Source organism: Umezawaea sp. (genome assembly GCF_036375055.1).
In the GTDB taxonomy this organism is placed as follows: Bacteria; Actinomycetota; Actinomycetes; order Mycobacteriales; family Pseudonocardiaceae; genus Umezawaea.
On record NZ_DASUSQ010000061.1, the window covers coordinates 1 to 15,644 of the forward strand.

Consider the following 15,644-nt stretch of genomic DNA (forward strand, 5'->3'; position numbering starts at 1 on the left):
GGTTCCGTCCTGAGACGGAACCGACCCTCTCCCTTTCACCCAGCAGGGTGAACACGGCACACTCTGTCGCGTGATGGCCGCCCCCTGGCTCGACGTGCTCGACGAGACGATCGGGGCTTGCACGACGCACAACCGCCCCGACCTGGCAGAACGGTTGCGCGAGAAGCGGGCCCGACAACTGGATCCCAAGCTCAGAGTGCTGGTGATCGGCGAGGCGAAGCAGGGCAAGAGCCAACTGGTCAACGCCCTCGTGAACGCCCCCGTGTGCGCGGTCGGTGACGACATCACCACGACCGTGCCCACTTTCGTGCAGCACTCCGAGACCCCGTCCGCCGCCCTGGTCCGCAACCCGGCGGCCAGACGCGCGATCACGGACAACCCGACCGAGCGCGTGCCGGTGGCCCTCGACCAGCTCGCCAAGGAGGTCAGCGCCGGGCACTCGGGCGAGGTCGTCCGGGCCGAGGTCGGCATCCCCCGCGCGCTGCTCACCTCCGGGCTCGTGCTGATCGACACCCCCGGTGTCGGCGACCTGCGGTCCGCGCACACCGCCAGCACGTTCGCCGCCCTGATGCAGGCCGACGCGGTGCTGCTGGTGTCGGACGCGACGAGCGAGCTGACCGCCACCGAGCTGGCGCTGCTCAAGCAGGTCGTGACGAACTGCCCCAACGTGACCGTGGTCCTCACCAAGACCGACATCTGCCCGCAGTGGCGGCGGGTGCTGGAGACCAACCAGGCCCAGCTCGCCCGCGCGGGCGTGAGCGCCAAGGTGTTCGCCGTGTCGTCGGCGCTGCGGCTGAGGGCCGCGCAGACCGGCGACAAGGTCCTCAACGCCGAGTCCGGCTTCCCCGACCTGCTGGCGTGCGTGCAGCGCGACATCGTGGCGGCGGCCGACCAGCTGGCGCGCCGGGTGGTGGCCGTGGCCGCCGCGTCGGCGATCCAGCAGCTCGTGGCACCGCTGAAGCAGGAGCTGACGGTGCAGAACACCAAGCGCACCGAGGACACCATCGGCGCGCTGCACGAGGCCCAGCGCCGCGTGGACGAGCTGCGGCGGCGGTCGGCGCGGTGGCAGACCGTGCTGGCCGACGAGATGGCCGACCTGGTGTCCGACATCGAGTTCGACCTGCGCGACCGGACCCGCAAGATCCTCCGCGAGGTGGACAAGACGTTCGACGAGGCCGACCCCGCCAAGGGCTGGGACTCCTTCGAGCAGTGGCTGGAGGACAACCTCACCGAGGCGGGCGCCAAGAACTTCGCCTGGCTGCTCGACCGGTCGGAGTGGGTCGCGGAGAAGGTCGCGAAGAGCTTCCCCGTCTACCGCGAGGACCTGCTGCCCGGCTCGATCTTCCCCGAGGACGTGCTGGAGCGGATCTCCGCGATCGAACGGCCGAACATCGAGAAGTTCACCGTCAGCCAGAAGCTGTTCACCGGCCTGCGCGGCTCCTACGGCGGCGTGCTGATGTTCGGCCTCGTCACCAGCCTCGCCGGGATGCCGCTGATCAACGTCGTGTCGATCGGCGCGGGCGCGCTGTTCGGCGGCAAGAGCATCAAGGACGAGGGCGACGCCCGGCTCAAGCGCCGCCAGGCCGCCGCGAAGAACGCCGCCCAGCGGCACGTCGACGACTTCTTCATCAAGTTCAGCAAGGACTGCCGCGACGCGGCCCGGCACGTGCAGCGCAGCCTGCGCAACCACTTCAGCACGCTGGCGGAGGAGTTGCAGGAGACCCTCCTGGAGTCCGCGCGCAGCGCGCGGCGGGCCGTGCAGGACGACGCGAGCAAGCGCGAGCGCCGCACCCTGGAGGTGCGGCAGGAACTGGACAAGCTGGTGGAGCTGTACAAGCGGGTGCAGGTGCTCGGGGGGTCCCAGGTGGCGCTGGGGATCTCGGCGTGAGGTCCCGTCGCGGCGGCGCGGCCGTCGGGTGCCGTGCCGCGGTGGAGCCGAGGTGAGCCTGGAGAACAAGGTCCTCGGCCTGCTCAACGAGGCCCTGATCGTCTACCGCGACAGCCCGCGCGCGACGAGCTGGCTGCGCAACCAGCTCGTGCGGTTCGGCGAGCCGGTGCGGATCGCCGTCGCGGGCTCCCCGCGGATCGGCAAGTCCACGGTGGTCAACGCGCTGCTCGGCGAGGAGTTCACGCCGGGGACCGGGTTCACCTGGTACCGCGACGGCGAGCGCGCGCGGGCCACCGCGTTCACGCCGAGCGGGCCGCAGGAGGTGCCGGTGGTGCGCCGCGACGGCAAGGCGCACGTCGACATGGGCGTGTGGGACCGCGTCGACCGGCTGATCGTCGACTGGCCGACGCGGGCGCTGCGCGACGCGACGATCATCGACACGCCCGCCAGCGCGACGAGCGACCAGGTGTACCGCGAGTCCGACGCGGTCCTGTACCTGATGCGGCACCTCCAGGACGTGGACCTGCGGTACCTCCAGGCCGCGCACGAGAACCCGATCGCGCGGTCGTCGCCGATCAACACCGTGGTGGTGCTGGCGAAGGCCGACGAGATCGGCGCGGGCCGGATCGACGCGCTGTCGTCGACCAAGCAGATCGCCCGCCGCTACCGGCGCGAGGTGCGCGTGCGGCCGCTGTGCCAGAACGTGGTCGCGGTCGCCGGTCTGATCGCCGTGGCGGCCAGGACGATGCGGCCGGAGGAGTTCACCGCGCTGGCGGCGCTGGCCGCGCTCCCGCGGGCCGAGCTGGAGGACCACCTGCTGTCGGCGGACCGGTTCGTCGGCGGCGACTTCCCGATCGCGATGGACCCTTCGGTGCGGCAGGCGCTGCTGGAGCGGTACGGCATCTTCGGCGTGCGGCTGACCGCCACGCTGGTCCGCCAGGGCTTCGACACGCAGGTCAAGCTGGTGACGCAGCTGGTGCAGCGCAGCGGTCTCGGTGAGCTGCGCGACTCGATCGGCCAGTACTTCACCGAGCGCCGCGAGGTGCTCAAGGCCCGCTCCGCCCTGCTGGCGCTGGACGTCGTGCTGCGCGCGGAGCCCAAGCCCGCGGCGCGCAAGATCGTGATGGACCTGGAGCGGATCGTCGCGAGCGCGCACGACGTGCACGAGCTGCGGCTGCTCGCCGCGCTCCAGGGCGGTCGCACGCGGCTGCCCGGCGCGCTGGAGGTCGAGGCGGCGAGGATCGTCGGCGGCCACGGCACGGCCGTGCAGGCACGGCTCGGGCTGGAGTACGAGGCCGAGGAGACCGAGCAGCGGTACCTGATCGCCGACCTGCTGGCGAAGTGGCGGGAGCAGGCCGCGAACCCGGTGCTGGACCAGGACCAGCGGCGGGCCGCGACCGTGGTCGTCCGGTCGTGCGAGGGGATGCTGTCGGGTCTGGGCTGATCCCGTCGGGGATCATGGGAGGTATGACGACCCTCACGACGCCGCGGCTGTCCATGGTCCGCTGGCGCGAGGAGCACCTCGTGGAGCTGCTCGTGCTGGCGGGTGACCAGCGGATCGTGCGCTACATCGTCGACGGCGAGCCGTGGAACCGGGAGTACGCGACGGAACGGCACCGGTCGGTGCTCGCGCACTGGCGGCGCTACGGGTACGGGTGGCGCGCCGTGCTCGACCGGGAGACGGGCGAGTTCCTCGGGGTGGCGTCGATGACGCGCCGCAACGCCGAGGCGATCGAGCTGGGCTGGTGGGTGGCGCCCGCCGCGTGGGGGCGCGGGCTCGCGACCGAGATGGCGGCCGCGGTGCGCGACGCGGCGTTCGAGCAGCCCGGCGTGCGCCGGGTCGTGGCGCAGCACCAGGACGGCAACGACGCCTCGGGGCGGGTGATGACGAAGATCGGGCTGGTGCACGACCACAGCGAGGTGGACGAGGACCAGGCGGGTCGGCTCGTGCACGTCTACGTGGGGTACCCGGCGGACGCCTGATCCCCCCTGGCTACGCGGTCACGGCCTTCAGCGCCTGCCGCACGACGCGCACCGCCGCGCTCGCCGTCCGGCGCGGGTCGGTGACCAGGTACAGGGTCGACTCGGGCAGTTCGGCCACGCTGCGCAGCGTGCCCGCGGCGAGCTGGTCGGCCACGGAGACCCTGGGCAGCACGGACAGGCCGAGACCGGCCACGACGCACGAGCGCGCGGCCTCGATGCTGCCGAACCTGGTGGGGTGCGCGCCGGACAGCTCGCGGGCGAACCGGTCGGTGTAGGAGCAGCCCTCCTCCAGCAGGAAGTACCGGCCGGTGTCCGGGTGGTCCGGCGCGGCGACGAGGTCGATGCGCTCGGTGCCCACCGGCGCGGCGTCCAGGGTGGTGCTCGGCGGCTCGTCCTCCAGCACCAGCGCCAGGTCGAGGGCGCCGTCGTGGACCGCGTCCAGCGCTCGGCGGGTGCCCACCGGCGTCAGGTGCACGGTGACGCCCGGCCAGCGCCGGGAGAGGTCCGCGATGATGGCGGGCAGGCGGTAGGCGCACACGGACTCCGGCGCGCCGAGGCGGACGTCGCCCGCCACCGCCGGGGTGCCCTGGACGGTGTCGAGCAGCCTCTGCTCGGCGGCCAGGACCTCCTGCGCGGCGGCCAGCACGCGCTCGCCCGCCTCCGTGGGCCGCGCGCCCGTCGGGAGCCGGTCGAAGAGCCGCGCGCCGAGGTGGCGTTCGAGGAGCTTGATGTGGGTCGTGACGGTCGACTGCACGACGTGGAGCTCGGCGGCGGTGGCGGTGAAGCTGCCCGTCCTGGCGAGGACCTGAAGCGTCCGGAGGAGCCGGGTGTCCATGGATCGATGTTATCGATTGTCGCTATCGCTTGTCATCGTTGGACGCGATCAACCGTGGTGGGGATGCTGGGGGCATGACGGAAATCCTGCGGTACACGGCGTTCAGCACCGACCCCGAGGGCGGGAACCGGGCCGGGGTGGTGCTGGACGCCCGAGGTCTGACCGACGCCGAGATGCTCGCCGTCGCCGCTTCGGTGGGGTACTCGGAGACGGCGTTCGCGGTGCCCGGCGGGGATCGGGCCTTCGACGTGCGGTACTTCAGCCCGGTCGTGGAGGTGCCGTTCTGCGGGCACGCGACGATCGCGACCGCCGTGGCGCTCGGGGAGCGGATCGGGGACGGCGAACTGGTGTTCTCGACGAGGGCCGGGGAGGTCCGGTTGAGCACGGCCGGGGGTCGGGCGAGCCTGACGAGCGTGCCGACCCGCTCCGTCGCGGCTCCGGACTCCGTGGTGGAGGGGGCGCTGGCGGCCCTCCGGTGGGACGCGGCGGACCTGGCCTGGCCGGTGCACGTGGCGCACGGCGGGGCCGGGCACCTGATGGTGGGGGTGGGGTCGCGGGAGCGGTTGGCGGCGCTGGACTACGACTTCTCGGCGTTGGGGGACGTGCTGCGCTCGGCCGGCTTGATCACGGCACACCTGTTCTTCCAGCGGGCTGGTGGTGTGTTCGACGTTCGGGAGCCGTTTCCCGTTGGCGGGGTGGTGGAGGACGCCGCGACCGGGGCCGCCGCCGCCGCTTTTGGTGGGTACTTGCGGGAATTGGGAATGGTGGGGGACGGGCGGAGCCTGGTGCTCCACCAGGGGGTGGACATGGGACGTCCCAGTGAGTTGTTCGTGGAGGTGAGGGGGGATGACGACCGGGTCGTGGTGAGCGGGGCGGCCGTTGCGTTGTGATTCCTGCGCCTCGGGGTTCGGTCGAGCCGGCCCGGCGTTCGGCCGAGGTGACCTGGGGACCCCTCGTGCGAGCCTTCGATCGGGACGGGGGGCGGCCCCGAAAGCCTGCCCGATCAAATCCCACGTCGAATCGACCACACCCCCGCACCTGGACCACCGCCCCCGGACCAGGGACCCGGGACTCCACATTGACCCGTTCGACGGGTGGCGGCCCACCCCGATCGGGGCTACATACAGCGTGTGCCCGAGTTGGAGTTGCGCCACCTGCGAGCGGTCTGCGCGATCGCCGAAGAAGGCAGTGTCACGAAGGCCGCCACCCGGCTCGGGTTGACGCAGCCCGCGATGAGCGCGCAGCTGAGGACCGTCGAGCGGATCATCGGCGGGCGGCTCTTCGAGCGCACGCCCGGTGGCAGCGTGCCCACCGACCTGGGCAGGCAGGTCGTCGGCACCGCCCGGCTCGTCTTGGACGAGGTGGGCCAGCTGCTCAGCTCGGCGCGCGAGCGGACGCGGAACCCGGTGTGCGGGCCGCTGGTGGTCGGCGGGGTGCCGCTGCTGTTCTTCGGGCAGTTCGTCGAGGAGCTGCGGCGGGTCATCCCGTGCTCCGAGGTGCGGTCCGAGATCACCTCCGGCTCCTCCGAACTGCTGGAGCTGCTGGTGGCGGGCGGCGTGCAGCTCGCGGTGTTCGACCGGTTCGAGGGGATGGAGCAGCGGGAGCTGCGCGGTGTCGAGGTCCGCACGCTCGTGACGGAGCCGCAGTTCGTGGCGGTCCCCGACTGGGACCCGTTGGGGGAGCAGGAGGAGATCGACCTGGCCCAGCTCGCGGAGCGCGACTGGGTCGCGCCGCCCGCCGAGCAGATCGGGCAGCGGGTGCAGATCTTCCAGGCCTGCGCCGAGGCGGGCTTCACGCCCCGGCTGGCGCACCACGTGACCGAGGCGGGCACGGCGCGCGGGCTGGTCGCCGGTGGGGCGGTGTCGTTCGCCGCGGCCCCGTCGCGCAGCGGGGACGGCATCGTCGTCCGGCCGCTGCGCGGCGCGCCGATCACGACCGACCTGCTGGTGGCGACCCGGCGGGAGGGCCCGGCGGCGGGCCGCGCGCACGAGGTGTTCGCGTGCGCGGCCCGCGCCTACCGGTCCGTCCTGTCCCGCAACCCCCGCTACGAGCGCTGGTGGGACGAGCACCCCGAGGCGCACGCCGACCTGGACGCGGCGCTGGTGGTCAGCTCGCGCTGACCCGGACGGCCTCCCCGACCGGGTCAACGGCCACGTGCCCGCGATCACCGCCGCACAGCGGACCTACGCGGCGCTCATCGGGAACGTGCGCCGCCTCACGCCAGACCTCCTACGTCGGATCGATCAAGTGGCCCGGCCGACCCGGCTGAACCCCGACAAAACCGTCGGAGAGATCGGATGAACAGGCTCGTCTTTCCGCGAACGCCACGTGAATTCCAGATGACCCTTGTCAGAATGGGGACATGACGCAGCCATTCACGGACGACCTGCATCCGGCCCTGCCGTATCCGGGGACCCGGCCGGATGCCTGCTTCGTCCACCTCGACGGCGAGGGGTGGCCGGTCACCCCGGACGCCTCGACCGACTCCGGGTGGCGGGTCGCACCGGACCGGCAGGACCTCGACGACTGGCTCGCCGACCGCGGTGAACCCCCGCTGGCGGCGCGGATGCCGGTGCTCGCGTACGGCTCGAACGCGAACCCCGCGAAGGTGACCTGGCTGCGCGACGAGATGGGCCTGAGCGGACCCGCGGTGGTCCTGCGGGCCCGCTGCGAGGGCATCGCGGCGGTGTGGGCGGCGGGGCTGCGGGCGCGGGACGGCGAGCGGCCCGCGACGCTGGCCGCCGCTCCCGGCGTCGTGGAGGAGCACGCCGTCTGGATGGCCACGGCCGACCAGCTGCGGGTGCTCGACCGGTGCGAGGGCCGCGGGCTGCGCTACCGGCTCGTGCGGCTGCACACCGGCCGCGTCACGCTGTTCGACGGCTCCGAGGTGGACTCCGTGCTCGCCTACACCGGCGCGGGGATGCGGCGGATGCCGCTGCTCGTGCACGGCGTGCAGGTGCGGTGCTCCGAGGTCGGCCAGCGCTGGGCCCGCGGGCTCAACGGGTGGGCGGCCGAGTCCGACGGCCTCGACCTCACACCCGTGCTCGGCGACCCGTCGCCGGACGACTGGCCGGACCGGCTGTTCGTCTACGGCACCCTCCAGCCCGGCGGCTCGCACTGGCCGCTGCTGGAGCAGCGCGTGGAGGGTGCGCCGGTCGCCGTGACGCTGCCCGGCACCCTGCACGACACCGGTCGGGGCTACCCGGCGCTGCGGCCCGGCGACGGCCCCGGCGTTCCGGGTCACCTCGTGCGGCTGAGCGCCCCGGAGGCGGCGTTCCCGGTCCTCGACGAGTACGAGGGCGACGAGTACCGCCGCGGTCGCGTCGTGCTGCCCGACGGCACCGTGAGCTGGACGTACCTGTGGGGCGGGAGCGTCGACGGGATGCCAGTCCTCGCCGACGGCTGGACGGCGCGGACACCTTCCGCCAGCTAGGTACTCGATTTGGTGAATTTCCGACAATCGGAGCCAACCACCGGGCAACCCCTCACGTCCTACTGGTAGGACCTCGATCGAGCCGTCCCCCGGACGGCCTACCAGGGAGGACTGACATGAGCCGACGACTGATCGCCTGCGGTTTCCTCGGGCTGGCGCTGGTGGTGGCCGCGTGCGGCACCGAGCAGGCCGCCGACGGCGGGGCCGTGCCCTCGATCTCCAAGCAGGCGCCGTCGTCGTCCTCGGCGCCCGCGCCGTCGCCCCAGTCGCCGTCGCCCCAGTCGTCGGCGCCACCGGCCGCCGCCCAGGCGCCGCAGTCCACCAGGTGCGTCGGCGACTCGCTCTCGGCCAAGGTCGAGCAGGAGGACGCCGGGGCGGGCCAGCGCTACGCCGAGCTGGTCTTCACCAACACCGGCGCCGCCCCGTGCACGCTGACCGGGTACAGCGGGTTCCAGCTGCTCGCCGATGGCGTCGACGTCCCCACGTCGACCACGCGCTCCCTCGACCCCGGCCCCACGACGGTGACCGTGGCGCCGAACGCGTCCGCGGTGGCCAACCTGCGCTGGACCGTCGTCCCCACCGGCGACGAGAGCGTGACCGGCCCGTGCGAGCCCGAGGCGAACGCGGCGGCGGCCATCGCGCCGGACGACACGAAGCGGATCGAGTTCCCCTGGACCTTCGGTCCGGTGTGCGGTGGCGGAGAGATCCAGATGAGCGCGTTCTACGCTGCCTAGGTGATCGAATCCAACGTCACCGGCCACGCGGGCGAACTCGCGGTCCACACCTGGCCGAACCTGGAGGCCCGATGGCTCGCCGTGCTGGTGCACGGCTACGGCGAGCACCTGGGGCGCTACGAGCACGTGGCCGCGGCGCTCGGTGCGGCAGGCGCGCTGGTCGTGGGCGGCGACCTGGTCGGGCACGGTGGTTCGGAGGGCGAACGGGCGCTCATCACCGACGTCGACGCGCTGGTCGCCGACGTGCACGCGGTGACGCGCTCGATCGCCACCGCCCTGCCCACCGTTCTCATCGGGCACTCGGTCGGCGGCCTGGTCGCCGCGCGCTACGCGCAGGTGCACGGCCACGAGCTGGCCGCGCTGGTGCTGTCCGCGCCGGTGCTCGGCGAGTGGCAGGGGCTGGACCTGCTGTCCGCCGAGGAGATCCCCGACACCCCGATCGACCCGTCCGCGCTGTCGCGCGACCCGGACGTCGGCACCTCCTACGCCGCCGACCCGCTGGTGTGGCACGGCGGGCTGAAGCGGCCGACGCTGGAGGCGCTGGAGCGGGCGCTGGACGCGGTGGGTCGCGGCGAGGGGCTGGGCGACCTGCCGACCCTGTGGCTGCACGGCGACGACGACCGGCTCGTGCCGATCGCGGGCACCAGGGCGGGCACCGACCGCGTCCGCGGCACGCGGTTCACCGAGCGCGTCTACCCCGGCGCGCGGCACGAGGTGTTCAACGAGACCAACCGCGACGAGGTGCTGGCCGACGTGGTCGCTTTCGTCCAGGAGTCGCTGAAGCTCTAAGGTCCCGCGCATGGCGGAATTCGACCTCCCGAGCGCACTGGGCCTGCCGGCCACCCTCCCGCCGCTGCGGACGCCCGCGGTCCCCGACCTCGCGGCCGCGGCGCGCTCCAGCGCGCTGCTGGGGCAGGCGCTCGCGCTGTCCGCGTGGGCCGACGGCCGCAGGGTGTACGAGGACTCCGACTTCGACGACTTCGACGGCGAGCTGTCCGACTCGCTGGACCAGGTCTGGTACCTCGCGCACGCCGTCGGGTTCGTCGAGGTCGACGAGGACTCCAACCTGGCGTCGTTCGGCCCGAGCGCCGAACCGTGGCGCACCGGTGGCGACGACGCCGTGCTGGAGCTGTGGGACGAGGCGTACACGCACCTGGTCATCGAGTCGATGACGATCGACGCCGGTGACGACCTCGACCTCGAAGGCGTCGGCGGCGCCACCATGACCGCCCTGTTCATGGCCCGCGGCGCCGGGCTCGCGCTCCCGGAGTTCAGCGGCATGGCCCGCGCCGCCGCCCTGGAGCAGAACATGCCCGAGCGCTGGGACGCCCACGTCGCCGCCAAGGGCGACCCCGCGCACGCGCTGCTGGCCCGGCTGACGGCGCTCGGTGCCGTGGAGGTCGGGGTGGCGGAGGCGTCCGGCACCGAGTACGCCCGCATGACCGGCCTCGGCGCGGCGACCATGCGCGAGCAGATGTGCGACGGCGGCTTCACCATCCCGCCCCTGCCCGTCGTGGCCGAGATGACCGCCGCCGACCTGGTCGCCGCGACCGGTGCCCTCACCCCCGACGAGCTGCGCGCCGACACCGCGGCGTGGCTCGCCCTGCGCTCCCCCGCCGACGCGGCGGCCGAGCTGCTGACGGCCGCGACCGACGCGACCGGCCGGGTGTTCGCCGCGACCACCATCGCGGGCATCGACGTGGACGCCCCGGCCGCCTGGGAGTCCGCCCTGGACACCCCCGCGCTGCGCCCCTACGCCCAGCAGGCCCTCGCCCGGCCCCACGAGCCCGCCGACCGCGCGTGGCTGCTCGTGGACGCGCTGAGCGTCACCACCGACCCGGACGACCCCGCGGCCATCGCCGAGGAGCTGGCCAAGGCTGCCGACGGCGACGAGGTGGGCCTGTTCGAGCACGTCTGGCGCCTGCCCCACCCGGACGCGGCCGACGCGCTCGCGCTGATCGGCGACCGGCACCCGGAGAAGAAGACGGCCAAGGCGGCCCGCAAGGCCGCGTTCAAGGCGGCGTCGAGGCGCTGAGGTCTTCACCGGGACCGCCGCCGTGCACCGCCGTGACAGGTTCGTGGAGAATTCGCCCTGATGGCTGAGGAAGACCTGGAGCTCGTGATCACCGTGGTGGTCGGGGCCGACGACGAGCAGCAGGCGCGCGCCGCGTGCGCGGGCCTCGTCCAGCGGGTCGGCGGACGGGTCGTGCGGGCGGGCGACTGCTCCGACGAGGAGCCGGGGTGCTGGTCGGTGATGATCAGCGCGTCGAGCGACGAGCGCGTGTCGGAGAACGTGGCGGGGGCGCTGGCGCGGTCGGTGCGGGCGTTCGTGCGCCTGCTGGGCGACGACGTGCCGCTGCCGAGGGTGGCGTGCGAGCCGCCGACGGCGTGGACCGTGCTGGACGACCCGGACGCGCTGGAGGCGCTCGTTCCGGGCGCCGAACGGGTGCTGGTGGAGTCCTGGGCGGGTGGGGACCCCGATGGGCGACCGTCCGAAGAGGTCTCCGACGAGCCCGGTGAGGTGGAAACGCCCAGCGAGACGTGGGTGCGGCTGGCGCTGCGGGTGGACGTCGCGACCGAGCGGCGGGCCGGGGCGGAATGGCAAGCGCGGGCAGTAGCGAGTCGGGTCTCCAACAGGGGCAGCATCACCCGCGTGGTGGAACACGGCCATCTACTCAGCGTTCACCTCGACCTCGGGTCGAGTGTCAATTCGACCACTACCGCGCTACACACGGCCGTGGCACAACTGGGTCAATCGGACTGGTCCGAGATGGAGGAAGACGGCGACTCGGCGACTATGCGCTGGTCAGCGACTCCAAGGCCGGAAACCGGGATCGTCGCGCTGGAGATGACGGCTTCGGTCGCGTCCACAACGGAATGGATCGAACCCGGATAAGATCAACAGCAAGGACCGGGCGAGTGAATCCCCAAGATCACTCTCCTAGCCCATCTTGCTTGTGAAGCTTGAAACTTTCGGTACTAATAGGGTGGTCGGTCTACGGCCACCCGTCGCGTCTTGGAGAGGGTCGGAGCCGACATGGCCAGCATCGAAGAGGTCCGTGCCGCGATTGCCCAGGCGATCGAGAAGGCAGGCCAGAGCGCCGCCGCTCTGCAACAGGCAGCCGACCTGGCCGAAGACGCGCAGGCACTGCTGAGCACAGCCGTGCAGGGCAGCGCCCAGTCCGACGCCGAGCAGGCCAACGCCCAGTTCGCCGAGGTCATCAACGGCGTGAGCGACCTCCAGAAGCACCTGGGCGCTGGGATCTCCCAGGCCGAGGGCATCAACTCCAGGCTGTGACGTGACATCGGTAGCGGAGGTCAAGGTCGCGCTCGAACTGAGCTGCGACCACCTGAGGGATGCCTACCGCAGCGTGCACGAGGCCCAGAAGGCGCTGGACGCCGCCGTCGAACTGCTGGTCGAGGCGGGCGCGAACCACCCGGAACCCTTGCTGCCCGCGGGTTTCGCCGCGGCCAAGGACGGTTTCCCCGACCAGTTGACGCTGATGGTGAACAGCCTCGAACTGGTGCAGCGGCTGGCGACGGAGCTGTGACGTGAGCAGGCGTGACGAGCGCCGCCAGAGGATCGAGGACTCCTTCGAGGAGTTCCGCCTCTCCGTGGCCGCGGCACTGGGCAACGCCTCGCGCGAGCACCGCGAGCTGGCGGACGAGCGCGCCCGCGACATGTTCGAGGTGATGCTGCGCGGCGAGGGCGTCGACCGCGCGCTCGACGACCCGCTGCTGGCGGGGGCGCTCGCGAACCCCGCGTTCTCCAGCAGGCTCGCACGGGCGCTGATGGACCGAGTGGACGCGTTCCGCACGTGGTCCGAGCGCGGTCCGGACCAGTTGTCCTCCCTGGTGCAGAGCGTGTCCCCCGGTTCCGCGTCGTGGCCGCACGAGTCCTGGCTGGGCGACGCGGGCAGCGCGGACGGCGCCACCGTGCCGGAGCTGTGGCGCATCGGCACGGGTGTCGTGCGCAGCGCTCCCGAGCAGCAGCCGTTCCCCGTCGCGGTGCCCCTGCTGGACCAGGCCCACCTGCACATCGCGTCCACTCCGGACAGCAGGCACCAGGCCGACGGTCTCGTGGAGAACCTCCTGCTGCGGGTGCTCAGCCACTTCCAGCCCGGTCTCGTCCACGTGCACGTGTGGGACGTCAACCAGCTGACCGGTTCGCTGCCGGGGCTCTACCCGCTGACCCGCGCGGGCCTGCTGACCGTGCACGACCCGTCCCGGCTGCACGAGCTGCTGGACGAGCTGTCCGACCACATCCGCCGCGTCCACACCAGCGTGCTCGTCGACGGGCACCTGTCGGTGCGCGCGGTCAGCGGGGCGGGGCGGCGCACGGAGCCGTGGCGGATCGCCGTGCTGTTCGGCAACCGGCAGGCGTTGAAGGAGGAGCAGCAGCAACAGCTGCAACGCGTGGCGCGCAACGGTTTGGCGTGCGGCATCGTGCTGGTGATCGTGGACATCCCGATCACCGTGAACTCGCCGATCGAGACCGTGACGCTGGGCAAGGACCACGCGTCCTGCACGATGACCGGCAAGCACGTGGACGTGGCGCTCGACCCGCCGTTCCCCCGCACGCTGGTGCCGAGGGCGTGCGCGACCATCGCGGAGAAGCGCGAGGAACGCCGGTCGCGCTTCGGCACGTTCGGCGACCTGCTGCCCGAGCACCTCTGGGTGGAGAGCTCCTCGGCCGGTGTCGTCGCCCCCGTCGGCTACCGCGACGGCGAGCCCGTGGTGCTGGGCCTCGGCGACACGTCGCCGCACGCCCTCATCGGCGGGCCGAGCGGTTCCGGCAAGACGAACTTCCTGTACGCCATGCTCGGCAGCCTCGCCGCCCGGTACTCGCCGGACGAGCTGGAGCTGTACGTGCTGGACTTCAAGGAGGGCGTGTCGTTCGCGCAGTTCGCGCCGGGCCGCAAGGACCCGAGCTGGCTGCCGCACGCGCGCCTGGTCGGCGTGAACGTGAACACCGACCGCGAGTTCGGCGTGGCGCTGCTGAGGTTCCTGTCCGACGAGATGCGCAGGCGCGCGGACGCGGCGAAGCAGCACGAGGTCACCAAGCTGGAGCAGCTGCGCGCCGAGGACCCGCGCGGCCGGTGGCCGAGGATCGTCGCGGTGATCGACGAGTTCCAGTACCTGTTCGGCGAGCGCGACCACGTGACGCAGCAGGCGACCCAGCTGCTGGAGGACGTGGCGCGGCGGGGCCGTTCGCAGGGCATCCACCTGGTGCTGTGCAGCCAGGACGTGGCGGGCATCGAGGGCTTCTGGGGAAAGTCCGCCATCTTCGAGCAGTTCACCGTCCGCGTCGCGCTGCCGAAGGCCCGCCGGGTGCTGGCCGAGCCGCAGAACGACGCGGCCCTCGAACTCCCGCGCTGGCACGCCGTCGTGAACCACGAGTCCGGTGTGCGGCACGGCAACGAGGTCGCCCGCGTCCCGGACTCCACCAGCAAGGGCACGTTCGACTTCCTCCAGCGGGAGCTGCACCGCCGCAGGCGCCCCGACCTGGAGGAGCCGATCCTGTTCGACGGCAGCAGGGTCCCCGCCCTGCACGCCGCGGAGGACTTCCAGGCGCTGCGGCCGGGCGACGCCACGCCCACCGTGCTGCTGGGCCAGGTCATCGACGTGGCGGGCAGCGCGGCCAAGGTGCGGCTGGCCCGCACGCCGGGCCGCAACATCGCCGTCATCGGCTCGCTGCTCCAGGACGCGGCGGCCGTGCTCGGCGCGGCGGCCCTCTCGCTCGGCAGGCAGAACCTGCCGCACGAGGCCAGGTTCACGCTGTGCTGCCTGGTGGACGAGGCCGAGACGGCGGCGCAGAAGCTGGCCAAGCAGCTGTCCACCGAGGGGCACGCGGTGGACGTCGTGCGCATCGACGGCGTCCGGGAACTGCTTGACCTCACGGCGCAGAGACTCACCGAGACCATCACCGGCTCGGCGGCCACCGCGCCGGAACCGCACTACCTCGTGCTGTACGGCGTGGACGCGGCGCACAGCAGGCTGGAGCAGAAGGACCCGACGACGCGGGCGTCCGGTGTGGACAGCCTGCGCACGGTCCTGAAGCACGGCCCGGAGAACCGCACCCACGTGCTCGGCTGGTGGCGCGGGGTGCAACGGCTCAAGAGCAGCCTCCCCCCCGGCGTGTACGACGACATCGGCGCGTGGGTCGCCTTCGACGTCCAGGGCAAGGAACTGATCTCGTTCGGCCCGGAGCAGGTCATGGCGTGGTCCCCGCGACCGCGGCGCGGCCTCTACTTCGACCGGTTCGAGCACTCACGTCCGCAGGTGGTCATTCCGTTCGACACCGGGGAGGACCTGTCATGAACACCCAGTCCAACGGAACGTACGACTTCTCGGTCGTGCCCCAGCAGCGCACCGCCGACGTGCACCACGCGCCGCCGGACACGCGGTCGGCCGTCGAGCGGTACAAGGAGGTCATCGGCTCGGCCGGCGAGGCCATCGCGGCGATGCGCAGGCACGACGAGGAGCGCGTCGCCGACCTGGTCGCCCGGCTCGCCGAGTCGCAGGACCGGATGGCGGACGCGATCGAGCGGGAGAAGGTCGTCCGGCTCGGCGCCGCCCTGCACTGGGAGGCCGCCGTCGAGCTGCTCTGGGAGGAGCGGTGGATGAAGATGCGGCCCATGCCGGGGCCGGACGAGCGCGTGCCCGCGCGCGACCAGCGCGAGTACAACACCGCGATGGACGTCGCCTACCAGGCGTTGGAGGAGTCGCTCCAGAAGCGCACCCTGCTGCGGCGCAAGGCGAAGGACTGAG

The 15,644-nt window shown here is 72.6% G+C and carries 15 protein-coding genes; 14 read left to right on the plus strand and 1 reads right to left on the minus strand.

The genetic code is table 11. From position 1 onward, the window contains the following. The first annotated feature begins 73 nt into the window (after positions 1 to 73). The 3 genes from VFZ92_RS16740 to VFZ92_RS16750 are packed head-to-tail and all read left to right on the plus strand — an operon-like array spanning position 74 to position 3,871. Positions 74 to 1,888, plus strand: coding sequence for a dynamin family protein (locus tag VFZ92_RS16740; RefSeq protein ID WP_330876865.1), 1,815 nt, complete (start codon positions 74 to 76; stop codon positions 1,886 to 1,888). Between the two features lie 52 nt (positions 1,889 to 1,940). Further along, entirely contained in the window at positions 1,941 to 3,332 is a 1,392-nt protein-coding gene (locus VFZ92_RS16745; protein WP_330876866.1) for a hypothetical protein, read from the plus strand. 23 nt (positions 3,333 to 3,355) lie between these two features. Further along, the gene (locus tag VFZ92_RS16750) at positions 3,356 to 3,871 is read left to right on the plus strand and encodes a GNAT family N-acetyltransferase (protein ID WP_330876867.1); all 516 of its coding nucleotides are present in this window, start codon (positions 3,356 to 3,358) and stop codon (positions 3,869 to 3,871) included. A gap of 10 nt (positions 3,872 to 3,881) precedes the next feature. On the opposite strand, the gene VFZ92_RS16755 is transcribed toward VFZ92_RS16750, so the two are convergent. Beyond that, on the minus strand, positions 3,882 to 4,706 hold the full coding sequence (locus tag VFZ92_RS16755; RefSeq protein WP_330876868.1) for a LysR family transcriptional regulator: 825 nt from the start codon (positions 4,704 to 4,706) through the stop codon (positions 3,882 to 3,884). A gap of 74 nt (positions 4,707 to 4,780) precedes the next feature. Between VFZ92_RS16755 and VFZ92_RS16760 the strand changes: the two genes are divergently transcribed. The 11 genes from VFZ92_RS16760 to VFZ92_RS16810 all read left to right on the plus strand — a co-directional run bounded on the left by VFZ92_RS16760 (position 4,781) and on the right by VFZ92_RS16810 (position 15,643). Continuing rightward, positions 4,781 to 5,596 (plus strand): PhzF family phenazine biosynthesis isomerase, encoded by an 816-nt coding sequence (locus tag VFZ92_RS16760; RefSeq protein WP_330876869.1) that lies wholly within the window; start codon positions 4,781 to 4,783, stop codon positions 5,594 to 5,596. A gap of 240 nt (positions 5,597 to 5,836) precedes the next feature. Next, on the plus strand, positions 5,837 to 6,826 hold the full coding sequence (locus tag VFZ92_RS16765) for a LysR family transcriptional regulator (protein WP_330876870.1): 990 nt from the start codon (positions 5,837 to 5,839) through the stop codon (positions 6,824 to 6,826). 242 nt (positions 6,827 to 7,068) lie between these two features. Beyond that, positions 7,069 to 8,139 carry a gamma-glutamylcyclotransferase family protein gene (locus tag VFZ92_RS16770; protein ID WP_330876871.1) on the plus strand — a complete coding sequence of 357 codons (1,071 nt, stop codon included), beginning with the start codon at positions 7,069 to 7,071 and terminating at the stop codon, positions 8,137 to 8,139. Positions 8,140 to 8,255: 116 nt separating this feature from the next. Further along, positions 8,256 to 8,873 carry a DUF4232 domain-containing protein gene (locus tag VFZ92_RS16775; RefSeq protein ID WP_330876872.1) on the plus strand — a complete coding sequence of 206 codons (618 nt, stop codon included), beginning with the start codon at positions 8,256 to 8,258 and terminating at the stop codon, positions 8,871 to 8,873. Next, complete coding sequence (locus VFZ92_RS16780) at positions 8,874 to 9,662, plus strand: alpha/beta fold hydrolase (protein WP_330876873.1); 789 nt, start codon at positions 8,874 to 8,876, stop codon at positions 9,660 to 9,662. 10 nt (positions 9,663 to 9,672) lie between these two features. Continuing rightward, positions 9,673 to 10,908 (plus strand): hypothetical protein, encoded by a 1,236-nt coding sequence (locus tag VFZ92_RS16785; RefSeq protein ID WP_330876874.1) that lies wholly within the window; start codon positions 9,673 to 9,675, stop codon positions 10,906 to 10,908. Positions 10,909 to 10,968: 60 nt separating this feature from the next. Beyond that, entirely contained in the window at positions 10,969 to 11,769 is an 801-nt protein-coding gene (locus tag VFZ92_RS16790) for a hypothetical protein (RefSeq protein WP_330876875.1), read from the plus strand. Between the two features lie 141 nt (positions 11,770 to 11,910). Beyond that, positions 11,911 to 12,171, plus strand: a complete 261-nt coding sequence (locus VFZ92_RS16795) for a hypothetical protein (RefSeq protein ID WP_259624493.1) — start codon at positions 11,911 to 11,913, stop codon at positions 12,169 to 12,171. 1 nt (position 12,172) lies between these two features. Then, the gene (locus tag VFZ92_RS16800) at positions 12,173 to 12,424 is read left to right on the plus strand and encodes a hypothetical protein (RefSeq protein WP_330876876.1); all 252 of its coding nucleotides are present in this window, start codon (positions 12,173 to 12,175) and stop codon (positions 12,422 to 12,424) included. Position 12,425: 1 nt separating this feature from the next. Continuing rightward, the gene (locus tag VFZ92_RS16805) at positions 12,426 to 15,194 is read left to right on the plus strand and encodes an FtsK/SpoIIIE domain-containing protein (protein WP_330876877.1); all 2,769 of its coding nucleotides are present in this window, start codon (positions 12,426 to 12,428) and stop codon (positions 15,192 to 15,194) included. Next, complete coding sequence (locus tag VFZ92_RS16810; RefSeq protein ID WP_330876878.1) at positions 15,191 to 15,643, plus strand: hypothetical protein; 453 nt, start codon at positions 15,191 to 15,193, stop codon at positions 15,641 to 15,643. The genes VFZ92_RS16805 and VFZ92_RS16810 overlap by 4 nt, the downstream gene beginning before the upstream one ends. Position 15,644 lies beyond the last annotated feature (1 nt).